General features: G+C 64.6%; 17 protein-coding genes. 4 read left to right on the forward strand and 13 right to left on the reverse strand.

Features of this window, described 5'->3' with window-relative positions; translation table 11 throughout:
• Positions 1 to 267: 267 nt before the first annotated feature.
• From FGU65_RS07945 to FGU65_RS07985, 9 genes are read right to left on the reverse strand one after another with little or no spacing between them, the layout of a single operon-like run.
• Entirely contained in the window at positions 268 to 1,368 is a 1,101-nt protein-coding gene (locus FGU65_RS07945; RefSeq protein WP_301663900.1) for an ATP-NAD kinase family protein, read from the reverse strand.
• Entirely contained in the window at positions 1,368 to 2,204 is an 837-nt protein-coding gene (gene trpA, locus FGU65_RS07950) for a tryptophan synthase subunit alpha (RefSeq protein WP_301663901.1), read from the reverse strand. Before trpA ends, FGU65_RS07945 begins: the two co-directional genes overlap by 1 nt.
• Positions 2,201 to 3,373 (reverse strand): tryptophan synthase subunit beta, encoded by a 1,173-nt coding sequence (gene trpB / locus FGU65_RS07955; RefSeq protein ID WP_301663902.1) that lies wholly within the window; start codon positions 3,371 to 3,373, stop codon positions 2,201 to 2,203. Before trpB ends, trpA begins: the two co-directional genes overlap by 4 nt.
• On the reverse strand, positions 3,370 to 3,942 hold the full coding sequence (locus tag FGU65_RS07960; RefSeq protein ID WP_301663903.1) for a phosphoribosylanthranilate isomerase: 573 nt from the start codon (positions 3,940 to 3,942) through the stop codon (positions 3,370 to 3,372). Before FGU65_RS07960 ends, trpB begins: the two co-directional genes overlap by 4 nt.
• Positions 3,939 to 4,697 (reverse strand): indole-3-glycerol phosphate synthase TrpC, encoded by a 759-nt coding sequence (locus FGU65_RS07965; RefSeq protein WP_301663904.1) that lies wholly within the window; start codon positions 4,695 to 4,697, stop codon positions 3,939 to 3,941. The genes FGU65_RS07960 and FGU65_RS07965 overlap by 4 nt, the downstream gene beginning before the upstream one ends.
• The gene (trpD, locus tag FGU65_RS07970; RefSeq protein WP_301663905.1) at positions 4,694 to 5,710 is read right to left on the reverse strand and encodes an anthranilate phosphoribosyltransferase; all 1,017 of its coding nucleotides are present in this window, start codon (positions 5,708 to 5,710) and stop codon (positions 4,694 to 4,696) included. The genes FGU65_RS07965 and trpD overlap by 4 nt, the downstream gene beginning before the upstream one ends.
• Positions 5,707 to 6,288, reverse strand: coding sequence for an anthranilate synthase component II (locus tag FGU65_RS07975; RefSeq protein ID WP_301663906.1), 582 nt, complete (start codon positions 6,286 to 6,288; stop codon positions 5,707 to 5,709). The genes trpD and FGU65_RS07975 overlap by 4 nt, the downstream gene beginning before the upstream one ends.
• Positions 6,285 to 7,817 carry an anthranilate synthase component I gene (trpE, locus tag FGU65_RS07980; protein WP_367652368.1) on the reverse strand — a complete coding sequence of 511 codons (1,533 nt, stop codon included), beginning with the start codon at positions 7,815 to 7,817 and terminating at the stop codon, positions 6,285 to 6,287. Before trpE ends, FGU65_RS07975 begins: the two co-directional genes overlap by 4 nt.
• A gap of 10 nt (positions 7,818 to 7,827) precedes the next feature.
• Positions 7,828 to 9,186 (reverse strand): TrpB-like pyridoxal phosphate-dependent enzyme, encoded by a 1,359-nt coding sequence (locus FGU65_RS07985; RefSeq protein WP_301663907.1) that lies wholly within the window; start codon positions 9,184 to 9,186, stop codon positions 7,828 to 7,830.
• Between the two features lie 162 nt (positions 9,187 to 9,348).
• Between FGU65_RS07985 and FGU65_RS07990 the strand changes: the two genes are divergently transcribed.
• The 4 genes from FGU65_RS07990 to FGU65_RS08005 all read left to right on the forward strand — a co-directional run bounded on the left by FGU65_RS07990 (position 9,349) and on the right by FGU65_RS08005 (position 11,442).
• Positions 9,349 to 9,912, forward strand: coding sequence for a metal-dependent hydrolase (locus tag FGU65_RS07990; protein WP_301663908.1), 564 nt, complete (start codon positions 9,349 to 9,351; stop codon positions 9,910 to 9,912).
• Between the two features lie 108 nt (positions 9,913 to 10,020).
• Positions 10,021 to 10,473 carry a spore germination protein GerW family protein gene (locus FGU65_RS07995; protein ID WP_301663909.1) on the forward strand — a complete coding sequence of 151 codons (453 nt, stop codon included), beginning with the start codon at positions 10,021 to 10,023 and terminating at the stop codon, positions 10,471 to 10,473.
• Between the two features lie 23 nt (positions 10,474 to 10,496).
• Positions 10,497 to 11,165 carry a DUF2953 domain-containing protein gene (locus tag FGU65_RS08000; RefSeq protein WP_301663910.1) on the forward strand — a complete coding sequence of 223 codons (669 nt, stop codon included), beginning with the start codon at positions 10,497 to 10,499 and terminating at the stop codon, positions 11,163 to 11,165.
• Positions 11,158 to 11,442 (forward strand): hypothetical protein, encoded by a 285-nt coding sequence (locus FGU65_RS08005; protein WP_301663911.1) that lies wholly within the window; start codon positions 11,158 to 11,160, stop codon positions 11,440 to 11,442. Before FGU65_RS08000 ends, FGU65_RS08005 begins: the two co-directional genes overlap by 8 nt.
• Before the next feature lie 92 nt (positions 11,443 to 11,534).
• On the opposite strand, the gene FGU65_RS08010 is transcribed toward FGU65_RS08005, so the two are convergent.
• Genes FGU65_RS08010 through FGU65_RS08025 form a run of 4 tightly spaced genes read right to left on the reverse strand, consistent with a single transcriptional unit; the run spans position 11,535 to position 15,147 of the window.
• The gene (locus tag FGU65_RS08010) at positions 11,535 to 12,704 is read right to left on the reverse strand and encodes an ABC transporter permease (protein WP_301663912.1); all 1,170 of its coding nucleotides are present in this window, start codon (positions 12,702 to 12,704) and stop codon (positions 11,535 to 11,537) included.
• A complete protein-coding gene (locus FGU65_RS08015; RefSeq protein ID WP_301663913.1) occupies positions 12,701 to 13,366 on the reverse strand; it encodes an ABC transporter ATP-binding protein in 666 nt (221 codons plus the stop codon). The genes FGU65_RS08010 and FGU65_RS08015 overlap by 4 nt, the downstream gene beginning before the upstream one ends.
• Before the next feature lie 5 nt (positions 13,367 to 13,371).
• Entirely contained in the window at positions 13,372 to 14,505 is a 1,134-nt protein-coding gene (locus FGU65_RS08020; protein ID WP_301663914.1) for a COG1361 S-layer family protein, read from the reverse strand.
• 9 nt (positions 14,506 to 14,514) lie between these two features.
• Entirely contained in the window at positions 14,515 to 15,147 is a 633-nt protein-coding gene (locus FGU65_RS08025) for a Yip1 family protein (protein WP_301663915.1), read from the reverse strand.
• Positions 15,148 to 15,367 lie beyond the last annotated feature (220 nt).

Here is a 15,367-nt window from a genome sequence, read left to right on the forward strand (position 1 = left end):
CTCGAAGAGAACATCGTTGGGCTCGGAATCTTCTTCCCCGGGATCCTGGACGCGACCGTCGCCGAGCTGCGTGCCCGGGACGTCGAACTGCAGCGTGCCATCAACGACCACTACCGCGAACATCTGGTCAGCCTCCGCGTGGAGGGGGATATCGCAGACAGCAGCTTCCTCGAGATTCTTTCCATCATCGAGGCGGCCAACGCCAAAGTCCGGGACCTGCGCAAACTCGCCGAACAGTACTCACTGCAGAAGAGGAGCGAAAGCTCCTTACCCGGGGTGGAGAAGCCGTTTGCGCTGGGCGATGCGGTACCCGGAGATAACCTGCAGGGAGTCGCCGATCTCCCGGTCCAGCGCCGCGTCCCCGGAATCGACGTACAGGAGGGGCGTGGCGGCGAGCTTGGCGGGCGTGGCGACCACGACGAGATTCTGTAACCCGGCCTTCCGGAGCACCGCCGGGCTTATCTGCTGGTTCCCCCGCCCGAGGACGAAACCCTGGGCGCCGATGGGGCTGACGACGATCTTTGCACGCGGATAGTCATCGAGGAGAGAGAGCAGCGTCCGCTCGTCGGCGTCGCGGGCGACGATTTTCCCGTCCCGGACGACGTCGATGCCGAGAAGCGTCGGCACAAGATCCATCCGCTCCAGGATCCGCGCCGTCGTGCTCCCGGCGCCGATGACGTACAGCGTCTCCGGCAGCATGATCTCGGTAATGAACGCAGCGATCTCGTCCTTCGCCCGCTCCTCGTCCTGCTGCTCGAAGACCTGCTTTCCGCCCTGGATCCGCTCAGGGATAGAGGGGACGCAGGCATAGCCGTAGAGCCGGGCGGCAAGGTGCCCCGAGCGGTAGGCCTCCTCGTCGATGTCCATCACCTCGGCGTCCCGGCACCCGGCCTCGCCCGCCCGCCGGACGAGCTCCGCCGCCGCCGGCGGGTTGACCGCGAAGACCGCCGAGTACATCTTCACCCCGGCCGGAATCCCGAGGACCGGCACCTCGCGGCCTACGGCGTCGTAAACGTCCCTGGCCGTCCCGTCGCCGCCGCAGAAGAGGATCAGGCGGACCCCCGCGTCGAGGAACGCCCGGGCGGCGGTGCGGGTGTCGGCGGCGGTGGTGGGCTCGCCCGGCCGGTGAAGGACGGTATATTCGGTGATGCCCACGCTCCGCAGGATATCCTCGCCCATCGCTCCGGCGCAGGTGACGAACTCGATACCGTCGCCCCGGAGAAGGGCGAGGGTCCCCGCCGCCCGATCGCAGGCGTGCGGGATCGCCCCGCGCCGGAGAGCCTCCGTAAACTGCCCGTCCGTTCCCTTCAGCCCGACGGCGCCGCCCATCCCGGCGATGGGGTTTACCAGGAATCCGATCCGCCGCATTATCCCTCTATGCTTTCCCGTCCGGGTATATCAGGCTCGCGTTCGGGAACGAGCACACGCAGCATTGCTCCAATGGCGGTGCGGAGGGCATCGTGCATTCCTGCCTCGTCGCCGAGGCGCTCCTCGACGAGCCTGACGAGCGCACTCCCTACTATGACGCCGTCCGCACCGGCGGCAACGACCGCCCGGACGTGTTCGGGGCTTGAGATCCCAAACCCCACCGCGAGCGGGAGAGCGGTGCCCTCCCGCACCGCGCCGACCAGCCCGGCGATATCCGGGGAGAGCCGGTCGCGTTCGCCGGTAACCCCTTCGAGCGAGATGAGGTAGACGAACCCGGAAGCGTCCCGGAGGATCGCACGCCTGCGCTCCGGCGAGGTCGTCGGGGCGATGAGGGCGATCCGGTCTATCCCGTGCCGTCTCGCGGCCGGCGCAGCCTCGTCCGACTCCTCGACCGGGAGATCGACGATCAGGACGCCGTCGGCACCGGCAGCGGCGGCATCTGCAAAGAACCGATCCGCCCCCCGGCGGTAGATGATGTTGTAGTAGGTGAAGAGGACGATCGGCAGATCCGGCGCGTACTCCCTGACCTGCCGGACGAGGGCGAATACGGCGTCCGGCGTGGTGCCTGCCTCAAGGGCGCGGACATGCGCCCGCTCTATCATGGGGCCGTCCGCTACGGGGTCTGCGTAGGGGACGGCAACTTCAAGGAGGTCGACGCCGGCATCGATCATGGTTTTCGCCACCCGCAGCGACGTCTCGCCGTCCGGGTCTCCGGCGACGGCAAAGCCAATGAAGACCGGGTTTTTCCGGGCAAATAACTCTGCGATCCGGCTCATGCCGCACCCCCGCGGATCTGTGCGACGTCGGCGACGTCCTTGTCGCCCCTTCCCGAGAGGTTGACGACGAGGATGCCGTCCCGGTCGAGGTCGCCCGCGCTCCGGAGAGCGTAGGCGACCGCATGGGCGGACTCGAGCGCCGGGATGATCCCCTCGGCACGGGAGAGATAGCGGAAAGCCGCGAGCGCTTCGGCATCGGTGACCGCCTCGTAGCGGACCCTTCCCGTATCTTTCAGCATGGCGTGCTCAGGACCCACGGAGGGGTGGTCGAGACCTGCGGCAACGGAGTGCGTCTCGAGCGCCTGGCCGTCGGCGTCCTGGAGGAGGTAGGAGAGCGCCCCCTGGAAGACCCCGACCGAGCCGGCGGAGAGCGACGCTCCGTGCCGGGGAGTGTCGAGTCCCGCACCGCCGGCCTCCACGCCGACGAGCGCCACGTCGTCGTCCACGAACGGGGAGAAGATGCCGATCGCGTTCGAACCCCCGCCGACGCATGCGACGACGGTATCGGGGAGCCGTCCTTCACGTTCGAGCACCTGGCGTCTCGCCTCCTCGCCGATGACCGACTGGAAGTCCCTGACAATCCGGGGGAAGGGGTGCGGGCCGACGCAAGAGCCGAGCAGGTAATGGGTACTGCCAAGGTTTGTCACCCAGTCGCGCATTGCTGCGTTGATTGCATCCTTAAGAGTCCGCGTTCCGGACGCAACCGGGATGACACGGGCTCCGAGGAGTTCCATCCGGAAGGCGTTCAGCGCCTGCCGCCGGGTATCCACCTCGCCCATGTAGACGTCGACGGGAAGGCCGAGGGCCGCGCCCGCGATCGCCGTCGCCACGCCGTGCTGCCCGGCGCCGGTCTCGGCGATAAGCCGGCGTTTTCCCATGAACTTCGCCATCAGTGCCTGGCCGAGGGTATTGTTCAGCTTATGCGCACCGCCGTGGAGGAGATCCTCGCGTTTGAGATAGACACGGCAGCCGAGCTCGCGGGAGATGTTCGTGCAGTAGGTGAGCGGCGTCTCCCGGCCGGCATACTCACGCAGGTACCAATCGAGCCTGCGAGAGAACTCAGGGTCGGCAGAGATCCGCCGGTAGGTCTCCTCAAGCTCGATCAATGCGCTCATCAGCGTCTCGGGCATGTACTGCCCGCCGTATACTCCGTATCGTCCTGCTTTCATAGGTATGTCGTCCTGCATATCTTCACAAACGCGTGCATGAGCCGGGCGTCCTTGCATCCCGGCGCCGTCTCGACGCCCGAAGAGACGTCGACGGCATACGGCCGCACCGTTCGTATCGCTTCGGTTACGTTCCGGGAGGTCAGTCCTCCCGCGAGGATGACCGGCACCGGCGAGGATGCCACGCACCGTCTGGCGTATTCGCGGTCGAATGCCCGTCCGGTGCCCCGGCTGCCGTCGACGACCACCCCGTCGCAGTCGTCCCGGAGAGCGTCGCCGGGCGCAAGCATCCGGAGAACCCGCACCGATGCACCGCAGGGAAGATCGAGATCGCCCCCGATCTGCACCGCATCCGGCCGTGAGGCGAGGATCTCTGCGAGGTCTTCATTCCGGTCGGTCGATGTGACGGCGACCGTGGTCACGAACGGCGAAACCGCCGCAAATATCTCCCGCGCCCGTTCCGGCGTCACCGACCGCGGAGACGGGCTCTTCATCACCACTCCGACGGCGTCGGCTCCCGCCGCTACGGCGCCGCGGGCGTCCCGGGCGGTGGTGACCCCGCAGATCTTCACGCGAATACGAATCCCTCCAGTCTCTTTCGGCGATCCCGGGCCGACATTATGGCGGAGCCGATCAGGAATGCATCGCAGTGCCGCCGGAGGTTCCTGACATCGTACGGCCAGACGATCCCGCTCTCGGAGACCACCAGCCTTCCCTCGTCGCGTGCCGCCTCCGCAAGGCGGGTCGTGGTCGAGAGATCGATCGTGAGCGTCCCGAGATCGCGGTTGTTGATCCCGATGAGGCTTGTCTCGGTGGCGAGGGCACATTCCATCTCGCTCTGGTCGCGAACCTCGACGAGCGGCTCAAGGCCGAGCGAATGTGCCTCCTCGACGAAGGCAGCGAGACGACACCCGAGCACCCGGGTGATGAGGAGGACGGCATCGGCGCCGAGTACCCGGCTCTCAGCGAGCTGGCGTTCGTCGATGATGAAGTCCTTCCGGAGGATCGGCACCGATACCGCACGCCGTGCCCGGATGAGGAGCTCGGTGCTCCCCCCGAAGAACGTGGGTTCGGTGAGCACCGAGAGCCCGACGGCTCCCGCGGCGGCGAACTCGCGGGCGATATCTTCGGGGGCGGAGCCATCGTGGATCCTGCCGCGCGACGGAGAGGCGTACTTCACCTCGGCGATGATCGCGTTCTTCTCCCGGCACCCCCGTATCGCCGCACAAAGACTTCGGTGCGGCAGCTTCGCGGGATCGACGGCAGGAAGAGCCTCGAGGCTGCCGATGCGTTCGCCGGTGGATCTGATGATCTCATCGAGGATCATACCTCGCCCCCGGTCGCCTCAATCAGGCGGGAGAGCCTCTCCTCAGCCCGCCCGGAGTCGATCGCGTCCGCGGCCTGGGCAATCCCGTCCGCAAGGCTGGCGGCCTTTCCGCCGAGGTACACGGCCGCGCCCGCGTTGAGGATGACGACGTCGCGTGCAGGGCCAAAAGCGCCGGCCAGCACCTGGCGGAGGATCCGGGCATTCTCCCGGGAATCGCCCCCGCGTATGGCCACGGCATCCGCCCGCGGGATCCCGAAATCCTCGCAGTCGATCGTGCTCATCCGGACCCGGCCATCCTCGAGCTCCGCGACGAGCGTCGTTCCCGCCGTCGTGAACTCATCGATCCCGGAACCGTGCACCACCATCGCCCGCTCAGAACCGAGCAGGGCGAGCACCTCCGCGAGCGTGCCGACGAGCCGCGGGTCGTAGACGCCCATGAGCTGCGCTTCTGCCCCGGCCGGGTTTGCGAGCGGCCCGAGCAGGTTGAAGAGCGTCCGAATCCCGATCTCCTGCCTGGCGTCGCGGGCGTGAAGCATCGCCGGGTGGTGCACCGGCGCGAACAGGAAAGCGATCCCCGCCGCCCGGAGCACCCTGCCGATCTCCTCGGGGGGCGTTCCGACACGGACGCCGAGTGCTTCGAGCACGTCTGCGGAACCGCACCTGCTCGAGACGCTCCGGTTGCCGTGCTTCACCACCGGCACCCCGGCACCCGCAGCGACGAAGGCAGCCGCCGTGCTGATGTTGAAGCTGCCAAACCCGTCACCGCCCGTGCCGCAGGTATCGACGAGCCTGCCGAGGCCAGGAACCGCAACCGTGCGTGCGGCGCTCCGCATCACGCGGGCAAAGGCCGCGATCTCCGCGGCAGTCTCCCCCTTCATCCGTATGGCCGTGAGGAAGCTTCCGATCTGCGCCGGGGTTGCTTTCCCTTCAACGATCTCACGCATCACCGCCGTAGCATCGTCGGTAGAGAGGTCACTGCCGGCGGCGATGTGTGCGATCGCCTCGCGAATCATGCCGCTCCCTCCGGGTACGCGAGGAAGTTCTCCAATATCCGCATTCCGTCCCGGGTGAGGATACTCTCAGGGTGGAACTGCACCCCTTCGATCGGGTAGACGGTATGCCGGACGCCCATGATCACGCCGTCGTCCATGCTCCGGGCGGTGACCGCGAGCTCCCGCGGTAGGGTCCCGACATCGAGAATCAGCGAGTGGTAGCGGGTGGCGGTAAGGGGGTCGGCGAGCCCTGCAAAGATGCTTCTGCCGTCATGCCGGATCGGCGACGTCCTGCCGTGCATCACGCGGCCCGCCCGCACAACCCCGGCACCGAAAGCAAGCCCGATCGCCTGGTGGCCGAGGCAGACGCCGAGCGTCGGAACAGTCAGGCTCATGGTGGCGAGCACCTGCCGATAGAGGTGGGAGTCCCGGGGGTGGCCGTGTCCCGGCGAGAGCACGATGCGATCGCAGGGGATGGCGCGGACCAGCGCGAAAGGCGCATCGCTCTTCACCACGACCGGTTCGGCGCCGAGGGCACCGATCTGCTGGCAGAGGTTGAAGGTGAAGCTGTCGTAGGTATCGATGACGAGAACCCTCATACGCCGCCTCCCGAACCGAGTGCCCGGAGCATGGCCGCCGCCTTCCGCTCCGTCTCGTGCCATTCGCTCTCGGGATCGGAGTCGGCGACGATCCCGGCCCCGACCTGGATGTATGCCGTATCTCCCCGGACGACGACCGTCCGGATGGTGATGGCCATATCCATCGCGCCCGAAAACCCAAGCTGTCCGACGGCGCCGGCATACGGGCCTCGCCTTGTTCCTTCCACCTCGTCGATGAGCTGCATCGCCCGGACCTTCGGGGCGCCGCTGACGGTGCCTGCAGGGAAACAGGTCTTCAGGGCGTCGAAACAGTCGCACTCCGGCCGGAGCGTTCCGCTGACCGTCGAGACAATATGCTGGACGTGCGAGAACCGCTCGACGGCCATAAACTCGTCGAGGCGGACGGAACCGTAGGCCGCAACAGAACCGATGTCGTTTCGCGCAAGGTCGACGAGCATGATATGCTCAGCCCGCTCTTTTTCGTCCGCAAGGAGCTCGGCAGCCAGAAGATCGTCTTCTTCCGGCGTGGCGCCCCGGGGACGAGTCCCCGCTATCGGGACGGTCATCACTCGATCGCCCTCGACCCGCACCAGCATCTCCGGGCTGCTGCCGATGACCGACATATCCCCGAAGTCGAGGTAATACATATACGGGCTCGGGTTGCCCGACCGGAGCGCCCGGTAAAGGGCGAAGGGATCGGCCGGAGCCGGCGCCTCGATCCGCCGGGAGATGACGGCCTGGAAGATGTCGCCGGCAAAGATGTGCTCCTTGATCCGGAGCACCGCCTGCATATACTCTTCCTGTGAGACCGACGATACCGTCCTGACGGAACGGGGCTCCGGGGCGGGTGCTGCCGCCGTCGCGGCCTCGTCCGTCAGGGATACGATCCGCTCCGCCGTCGCGGCGATCATGCGGCAGGTCTCTTCGTAAACCGCTGCCGGATCGGATTCCTCCGTCAGCAGCGGCGTCCTGATGACGAAGACCTCCCGCTCATGGTGATCGACGATAAGGCAGTCCGTTGCGAGCATGAACCGGGACACCGGCATCCCGAGGTCGTCGCGGGCGCACGATCGCATCGTCGGCACGGTCGAAGAGACGATGTCGTAGGCGAAGTAGCCCACCATCCCACCGAAGAATCGGGGAAGGGCAACCGGTGCAACGGAGAAACGTCCCATGACCGATCGGATCAGCGCGACCGGATCGTCCCCGTCGGGTGATGCGGCGATCGCCATCAGCCGCGGATCGCCCGTGAGGGTGACAGATCCGTCGCTTTCGACGGAGACGAAGAGCTCCGGGTCGGCGCAGATGAGGGAGTAGCGGGCAACTTTCTCGCTCCCCTCGAGCGACTCGAGCAGGCAGCCGCGATCCGTGCGCAGGTGCCCGTAGAGCGCCGACGGCGAGCAGCCCGGGAGCGGAACCCTGCAGAAGAGCGGGACAAGCAGGGCGCCACCCCGCTGTCCTGCCGCAGCCTGAAACTCCGCAGAGGTCAGGTTCAGTTGTGGATAGGGCTCTCTTCGAGCGCCGGCCAGTCCACCGGCATCACCCCACCACCGGCAGCCGTCCGAGCGATTCCTTGATCAGCTCGGCCGGATACTCGTAGTCGATGAGTTTTCCCGCGAAGTAGGCGTCGTAGGACGAGAAGTCGAAGTGGCCGTGCCCCGAGTTGTTGAAGAGGATGACCTTCTCCTCACCCGTCTCCCGGCAGCGGAGCGCTTCGTCGACGGCAGTCTTCACGGCATGGGCGGCCTCTGGAGCGACGATGATCCCTTCGGTTCTCGCAAACAGCACCGCAGCAGCGAAGACCTCGTTCTGGTGATAGGAGGTCGCCCGGACGACGCCGTCGCGGGCAAGCCGTGAGACCAGCGGCGCCGCCCCGTGGTAGCGCAGGCCGCCGGCATGGATGTCGGGGGGTACGAAGTCGTGCCCGAGCGTGAACATCTTCATAAGCGGCGTCAACCCGGCCACGTCGCCGAAGTCATAGGTGTACAGCCCTTTCGTCAGCGTCGGGCAGGCGGCCGGCTCGACGGCGATTATCTCGGTCTCCGGGTGCCTGCCGGTCATCTTGTCGCCGGCGAACGGGAACGCGAGCCCTGCGAAGTTCGACCCGCCGCCGACGCACCCGATCACGACGTCCGGGTAGGCGTCCTCGAGCGCAAGCTGTGCCTGTGCTTCCTGCCCGATGACCGTCTGGTGGAGACAGACATGGTTGAGCACCGACCCGAGCGCGTAGTTGGTGTTCTCGTGGGTCGCGGCGTCTTCGACCGCCTCGGAGATGGCGATCCCGAGAGAGCCCGGCGTGTCGGGGTCACGTTCCAGCACTGCACGCCCCGAATTCGTCTGCATCGTCGGGCTCGGCAGGCACTCGGCACCGTAGGTCTGCATCATGATCTTGCGGTAGGGTTTCTGCTCGTAGCTTGTACGGACCATGTAGACCGTGCATTCCATCTCAAAGAGGCTGGTCGCAAACGCAAGGGAAGATCCCCACTGTCCCGCGCCGGTCTCGGTGGCGAGACGCTCGATCCCCTCCTGCCGGTTGTAGTAGGCCTGCGGGACGGCGGTGTTCGGTTTGTGAGAACCGGGCGGACTGACACCTTCCCACTTGAAGTAGATCTTTGCCGGCGTCTTGAGGTGCCGCTCGAGCCGGTGCGCCCGATAGAGAGGGCTCGGCCTCCAGAGCGTGAGGATCTCGCGCACTTCTTCCGGGATATCGATATAGCGCTCCGTGCTGACCTCCTGCCGGATCAGCTCCATCGGGAAGATGGCGTGGAGGTCGTCAGGGGTGACCGGCTTGCCGGTGGCCGGGTGAAGTACAGGATCCATCGGCCGTGGCAGGTCCGCCTGGATGTTATACCATCGCTTCGGCATCTCCCCCTCGTCCAGGAGAACCTTTGTCTGCATAGATCACTGTATGCCATGTACATTAATATACGTTGTGGTGCACATATGTCATTTGAAGTATCTGAACAGGCGGACTCCGGAGACCTGCCGGCCGACCGCTCCACGCCTCGCGCCCGGGACAGTGCCGAAGGGTATAACATATACCCCCGATAACAGGGAGCGATGTTCGTCCTCGCCCACCTCGTCGCAGGACTACTCATAGGACTGACCTTCTGGAAGATCTCGGGCGATCGGCGTGCGGTCATCGTCGGCGCCGTCGGAGGCGTACTCTCCGACGTCATCGACAAACCGCTCGGGCACATCTTCCTGAAAGGCAGCGTGGACTACGGCAGGATCTACTTCCACGGCCTTGCCGTCCTGCTCGTGCTGCTGATCCTGGGGCTCGTCCTCTGGCGCTACCGTGGAGTCGTCCTCGGCATCGTGCTCGCAGCCGCCGTCTTTTCCCACCAGATCATGGACGGGATGTGGCGTCACCCCATCGAGTGGTACTGGCCACTGCTCGGGGCGTATCCGAAACACCTCTATACCGACTACTTCTGGAACGCATTCTGGCGCGAGATCTCCCAGCCGTCCGAGTGGGTCTTCTTCGTAGCGGCCGCCGGCATCCTCGGCTACTTCTACCACCGCGAGCTGCGGGAACTCCTCGCACGATGCCCCGTGCGCCCGCTCCGCAGGCTGATCCGCGGCATCGCCGCACGTTTTACCGCACCGCACTCGGGCCGGTGACCGGGACAGGGGAACCGCTGCTCCAGATCCCGCGAACAGGCGGAAAAGACCATCCGGTCACCCCAACGGTTATATACGATACCTGAGACTGGTAGATGTGGTGAAGACATGACTGGCGAATCAATGCTGCAGTTGACCGTCGACCAGCTCGGCAAAATGCTCTGTGCAAGCACCGTCATCGGTGCACCGATCGAGGCCGGCGACCGGGTGATACTCCCGGTGGCCGAATTCGGGTTCGGATTCGGTGCAGGAGAGGGGAGCGGAGGAAAAACCGAAGCAGAGAAGAGTGGGGGAGCCGGCACAGGCGGAGGCGGGAGTGTCTCCGTCGTGGCGCTCGTGATCATCCACAGAAGTGTCACCGGCCCCGAGGGTGTTCAGGTCATCTCGCTCAAGAAGAAGAGCGAACTTTCGGAGGTGATCACCACACTCGGCGAGACCGTCGGCCCGCACATCGGGAAAGCGATGGAGAAAGGCTCCGAGATGATGATGAAACGCCAGAAAGAAGCAGAACCTGCCGGAGAATCCAAAGAGATCCGGGTCAAGGGTGAAGGAGAACTGTAGGTTCCCCGCCCACCTCTTCTTGTATGGCCGCATCGCTCCTCCTTGTCATCCTGCTGATTGTTGCGCTCCTCATACTCGGTTTCATCGTCGCACTCTACCTTGTCCCTGTCGCGACGACGATCGCGATCGAGAAGACCGGCGAAGTCCTGCTGCTGCTCGGGACGGTCGTCTGGGGCATCTTCGGCGTGCGGTTTCGGGTTCTCGATGAGGAGCGGACGGTCGAGGTGCTGCTCGCCGGGCGTGCGGTGCTGAAACGCGACCTTGCGGCAATCGCCGAGGAGGAGAAGCCGGAGGAGGTGCCAAAAGAGCGGCCGCCTCTCCGTATCGGAGAGTACGTCGGTGCCGGCACCGATCTCTGGCCGTACATCCGCCGGGTAATCGATGCGTTTCTGCGATCGCTCTCGCTTAAGCGGTGCATCGGAGAGGTCACGCTCGGCCTTGCGAGCCCCGCAGCGACGGGGCGGATCTACGGCTATATGACCGCTCTCCGCTACGCACTCTGGCCGGTGGAGCGGATCGATCTCGTCATGCATCCGGTCTTCGGCGATGAGATCCTCGAAGGGAAGGTGGACGTACAGGTGAATATCGAGCGGCCGCTGACGATCCTCATACCGATCGTCGCGGCGCTGATGCACAAAACGGTCCGGGACCGGTTGAGGGTGCTCTCAGGGAGAGGTGCGGCCGGTGCGTAGCCGCGGAACGCCGGGGTATTCCCGGGAACTCGTGGCCGGGGGGATGCGGACGGTCGACGACCGCTGCATCATTCCGGTCGTCAGCCTCTCGACGATCACCGGGTGCGCCGGCGGCTACGTCTCGGTCGTCCCGGTCGCCCTCATCGTTATCGACGACGGTGTGGAGGAGATCGTGTATCTCTCCGCGGAGAGCGCCTCGGAAGAACTCCGGTGCGGGATTGAAGCTCTCTGCACCGAGGTTGTCCGCACGAGCGCGCGCCCATCCGACTCGCCGTGACGAAGATAGCTCTTCTTTGCCGTCACCGGTAGAGCAGGATACTCTCGGAGCGTACAACGGTGCGCTCGACAAAAGCGGGGAGGAGAGGTCACTCACTCGTGCCGGAGTGCCTGGATGGGATTGAGTTTCGCCGCTTTCCACGCCGGGTAGAGGCCGCAGAGAACGCTCGTTCCGACCCCGAAACTCATTCCGAAGGCGATATAGAGGAGGCTCGTCGGGTTGAAGAGGTACGTGGAGTCACCAAGGAAGACCCCCGTCATCAGGTAGCCGCCTCCAAAACTCAGAATGCCGCCGACGACGGCACCGATGGTGCCCAGGATCAGCGCTTCATAGATGAAGATCCGCATGAGCTCGTTTCTGCGGGTGCCGATACTCCGCAGAACGCCGATCTCGCGAGTGCGTTCGGTCACCGACATCATCATCACGTTGAGGATGGAGACGCCGGCGACGAGGAGCGAGATCGCCCCGATCCCCATCAGAAAGAGCGTCACCGATTCGTACATCGACGTGATGCTCTCGAGGATCCGGCGGGTGTCCATGACGTTGACGACATCGTCGCGCCGGTTCATGCGCTCGTCGATCGCATCCTTCACCGCATCGATGTCGTTCACGTTCCGCACCTTGACGATCACCTGGTCATACTCGTCGGTCTCGTAGCGGTCGGAGTACCACCGGTGCGGGACGACGATCGCATGGTCGGGGTTTACATCAAAGCTCATCCCGCGCTCTTCGAGGATCCCCACGACCCGGAGCGTCTCGTCGCCGATCCGTATTCTGCTGCCGAGCTTGAGACCTTCGTCCTTCCAGGAGTCGGCGAGTCCCTTGCCGATCATGCAGGCGGCAGCAGTCTCTTTGAGATACGCTCCCGACTCCTTCTCGAGGAGATAGGGAATATCCTCGGCATGCATCGCATAGATCATCACCCCGCCGGTCGTAGCGCCGACCATCATCCGATCGGCCCCGGTGATCACCGGTATGGCGCGGTTCGTCCCGATAGCCCGGCGGATATCCTCGACCTGCCGTTCGGAAAGGCCGGTGCTGGCTCCGCCCCCGCCGAAGATACCCCCTCCGCCGACGGCGGGGGAGACGATGATGGTGTCGCCGACGTCCGAGACCACGTCCCCTACCATGAGGTTGATGCTGTTGCCGAGGACGCCCATCGAGGCGATCGCGACCACACCGATGACGATCCCGATGATCGCAAGCGCCGAACGGAACATGTGGCGCTCCGTATTGCGCCGGGCAAGGTCGAAGAAGGTCATGCCAGTCTCCCGTCGACGATCGAGATCGTCCGGTTCGAGTATTCCGTCATCCTGGGATCGTGGGTGACCACGATGACGGTCGTTCCCCCGTCGTTCATCCGGGAGAGGAGGTTCATGATCCCGGTTCCGGTCTTCGTATCGAGATTGCCGGTCGGTTCGTCGCAGAGGAGGAAGTCGGGCTCGTTGACGAGCGCCCGGGCGATGGCAACACGCTGCTGCTGGCCACCGGAGAGCTCGTTCGGTTTATGGGTGTAGAGGCTCTCCTCAAGCCCGACCGCCGCGAGCACCTCGACCGCCCGTTTCCGGGCCTCGGTCTTCCTGCCCCGGAGGATCATCGGGTACTCGACGTTCTCGACCGCCGAGAGGAGCGGGATGAGGTTGAAGTGCTGGAAGATGAACCCGATATGGTCGCGCCGCAGCAGGGTCAGCTCGTCGTCGTTCATGACACCGATCCTCGATCCGCTGATGTAGACGTCGCCGGAGGTCGGGACGTCGAGAGACCCCATGATATTTAAGAGGGTAGACTTCCCGGACCCGGACGGCCCCATGATGGAGACGAACTCCCCGGAGTCAATATCGAGGGAGACACCGTCGAGCGCAACGACATCTCCCGCCGGGAGCGGATAGACCTTTGTGACATCCTGGAACTGAATAACCGCCATGGATATTAGACCCTTCTCCACGAATGGATGACCGCGCCCGCTATCACGATCGCCACGAGGGCAAGAACGGCGATGGCGGGGAGCGGGAGTCCATCGTTCTGCTGCTCCGGCAGAAAGGCCGTTTCCCCGATATTCACCGTGATCTGCTCCGTATAGACGTTGCCGTCGGCGTCGCGGTACTCGATGACGAGCGGCACCTCCGCTGCACCCGTCTCCGCCCGGAAGGTCACCTCGAAGCTCGAGAAGTCATCGGAGTCGAGCGTCCCGACGACGTAGACCCGGAAGGGATCGATCGGTACTGCCGGATCGGCGCTCGTGACGACCACCGACCGCGCCGACTCAAGGCCGGCGTTGGTCACGTCGCCGGTCACCCGGTAACCGCCGCTGATCGGCTCCACCTCGATGTTCGTGAGCACCGGGTCGGCGCTCCGCTTGTCGTCCGTGAAGGCGATCGGGAGTGCGAGCACGGTCTCGTGCGTATTCACGCCGTTCCGGGAGATGACGCGGAATGCAATCTCCGTCGGTTCGGCCGGGGTGATGTTGAAGATCACCCGTGCAGCCTGGTCGGGCTCAAGCGTTCCGATAAAGGCGCTCGACGGCGTGGCGGTAAATCCGTCGCCCTCGGGCACAACCGTAACGCCGGTAACCCGGACGGAGCGGGGATTGCCGACCGTGAGGCTGATATCCGCTTCCCGCCCTTCTGCAAAAGCGTTCGGCTGAGCCGCGACGGCTACAGCAAGGCCGGTGTTCTCAACCCGCACCGGGATAGGGTACCGGAGGCTCCCACCGTCCCGGAAGTCGAGGACAAACTTCGGGTAGTGGGTCGCGTCGGGGGCGCTCGCCCGGATAGTGAAGGTGAACTCTTTGGTGGTGCCGGCCCCGATGTCGCCGACCGATCCGTAGGCGTCGCTCAGGACCTGGATATCGTCCCCGAAGAGACGGGCGCTTCTGATGGCGACGCTCTCCGCACCGTTGTTCTTGACGGTGACGGTGAGCGTGCCGGTGTCCCAGCGCATCAGCGAGGGAGGATCGACCTGGTAGGACGTGACCGTCACATCGGCCGGTCCCGCACTGACCGCGGGGACGAGAAGGCTTGCCGCGGCGAGAACCGCAATGATAAAAATATGTGCTATTTTCATGCAGAGACCTCACAGGAGGGAGAAGAGCGTATAGAGCACGTAGAGCGCCACCGGAATGCCGACCGCGATCGCGGCATTCTTCAGAGAGAGATTCCGTGCGGATTTGACGCCGAAGATCCAGATGTTCGCGCTCCAGAGCACGAAGAGCAGGTTGATAATGCCGCCTATCTGGATGTAGGGATCTTTCATCAGATCGGCGAAGATGGTCGGATCGGATATCGCCGATGCGGGTGGGAGCACCAGGTTCGCCATGAAGAGCCAGACGAATACGACATAGATGGCGGTACCGACGAGCTGCGGGGCATACCCGTAGCCGACGAACGCCAGTGTCTGTTTAAACGAACCTTCTCCGCCGAGGAGTGCGGAGATACCGTAAAAGACACCCGCGAAGAGAACCCACACGACGAGGACCATAACCAGCGCAAATATCCCGCCGAACGCAGCGAGCACAGGCCCAAGACCCGCAATTTCGCTGGGCAGGTACTGCAGAAACGGAAGAGCGAGTACGTACGCGGAGATTGCGCTGACGATCCCGATGGCGAGCACGATCAGTGCGGGCACCTTCAGGCTATCGCCTTCGGCCTTCTTTGCGTCAAAGAATGCCCGGGGGTTGAGAAAGAGATCCTGTGTTGTTCCAGCCATAACAACCACGTGTGGAATCAGGTATGTCGCACCACCTATATTAGCCTCGCCCGGAAAGCCACTTGCAGTATCAGAGAGATTGGAGATTTTCAAAAGGATTGGAAGGATTCCGGGCGCGACACTGCGATCGGGATCCGTCTCCGGAACTGCCGGGCGGCGGGGACATACGTTCCCGGTCCGATGGCGAACCGTATTATCGCGGAGATGCGAGCAAAAGAAG

The organism is Methanoculleus frigidifontis, from assembly GCF_030464345.1.
In the GTDB taxonomy this organism is placed as follows: domain Archaea; phylum Halobacteriota; class Methanomicrobia; order Methanomicrobiales; family Methanoculleaceae; genus Methanoculleus_A; species Methanoculleus_A frigidifontis.

Bases quoted from the DNA above. Each gene is read 5' to 3' on its own strand.
- FGU65_RS07990 (WP_301663908.1), top strand. From the start codon at position 9,349: ATGTTCGTCCTCGCCCACCTCGTCGCAGGACTACTCATAGGACTGACC.
- FGU65_RS07945 (WP_301663900.1), bottom strand. From the start codon at position 1,368: ATGCGGCGGATCGGATTCCTGGTAAACCCCATCGCCGGGATGGGCGGC.
- trpD (WP_301663905.1), bottom strand. From the start codon at position 5,710: ATGATTCGCGAGGCGATCGCACACATCGCCGCCGGCAGTGACCTCTCT.
- FGU65_RS08000 (WP_301663910.1), top strand. From the start codon at position 10,497: ATGGCCGCATCGCTCCTCCTTGTCATCCTGCTGATTGTTGCGCTCCTC.
- FGU65_RS07965 (WP_301663904.1), bottom strand. From the start codon at position 4,697: ATGATCCTCGATGAGATCATCAGATCCACCGGCGAACGCATCGGCAGC.
- FGU65_RS08015 (WP_301663913.1), bottom strand. From the start codon at position 13,366: ATGGCGGTTATTCAGTTCCAGGATGTCACAAAGGTCTATCCGCTCCCG.
- trpA (WP_301663901.1), bottom strand. From the start codon at position 2,204: ATGAGCCGGATCGCAGAGTTATTTGCCCGGAAAAACCCGGTCTTCATT.
- trpB (WP_301663902.1), bottom strand. From the start codon at position 3,373: ATGAAAGCAGGACGATACGGAGTATACGGCGGGCAGTACATGCCCGAG.
- FGU65_RS07975 (WP_301663906.1), bottom strand. From the start codon at position 6,288: ATGAGGGTTCTCGTCATCGATACCTACGACAGCTTCACCTTCAACCTC.
- FGU65_RS08010 (WP_301663912.1), bottom strand. From the start codon at position 12,704: ATGACCTTCTTCGACCTTGCCCGGCGCAATACGGAGCGCCACATGTTC.
- FGU65_RS08020 (WP_301663914.1), bottom strand. From the start codon at position 14,505: ATGAAAATAGCACATATTTTTATCATTGCGGTTCTCGCCGCGGCAAGC.
- FGU65_RS07995 (WP_301663909.1), top strand. From the start codon at position 10,021: ATGACTGGCGAATCAATGCTGCAGTTGACCGTCGACCAGCTCGGCAAA.
- FGU65_RS07985 (WP_301663907.1), bottom strand. From the start codon at position 9,186: ATGCAGACAAAGGTTCTCCTGGACGAGGGGGAGATGCCGAAGCGATGG.
- FGU65_RS08025 (WP_301663915.1), bottom strand. From the start codon at position 15,147: ATGGCTGGAACAACACAGGATCTCTTTCTCAACCCCCGGGCATTCTTT.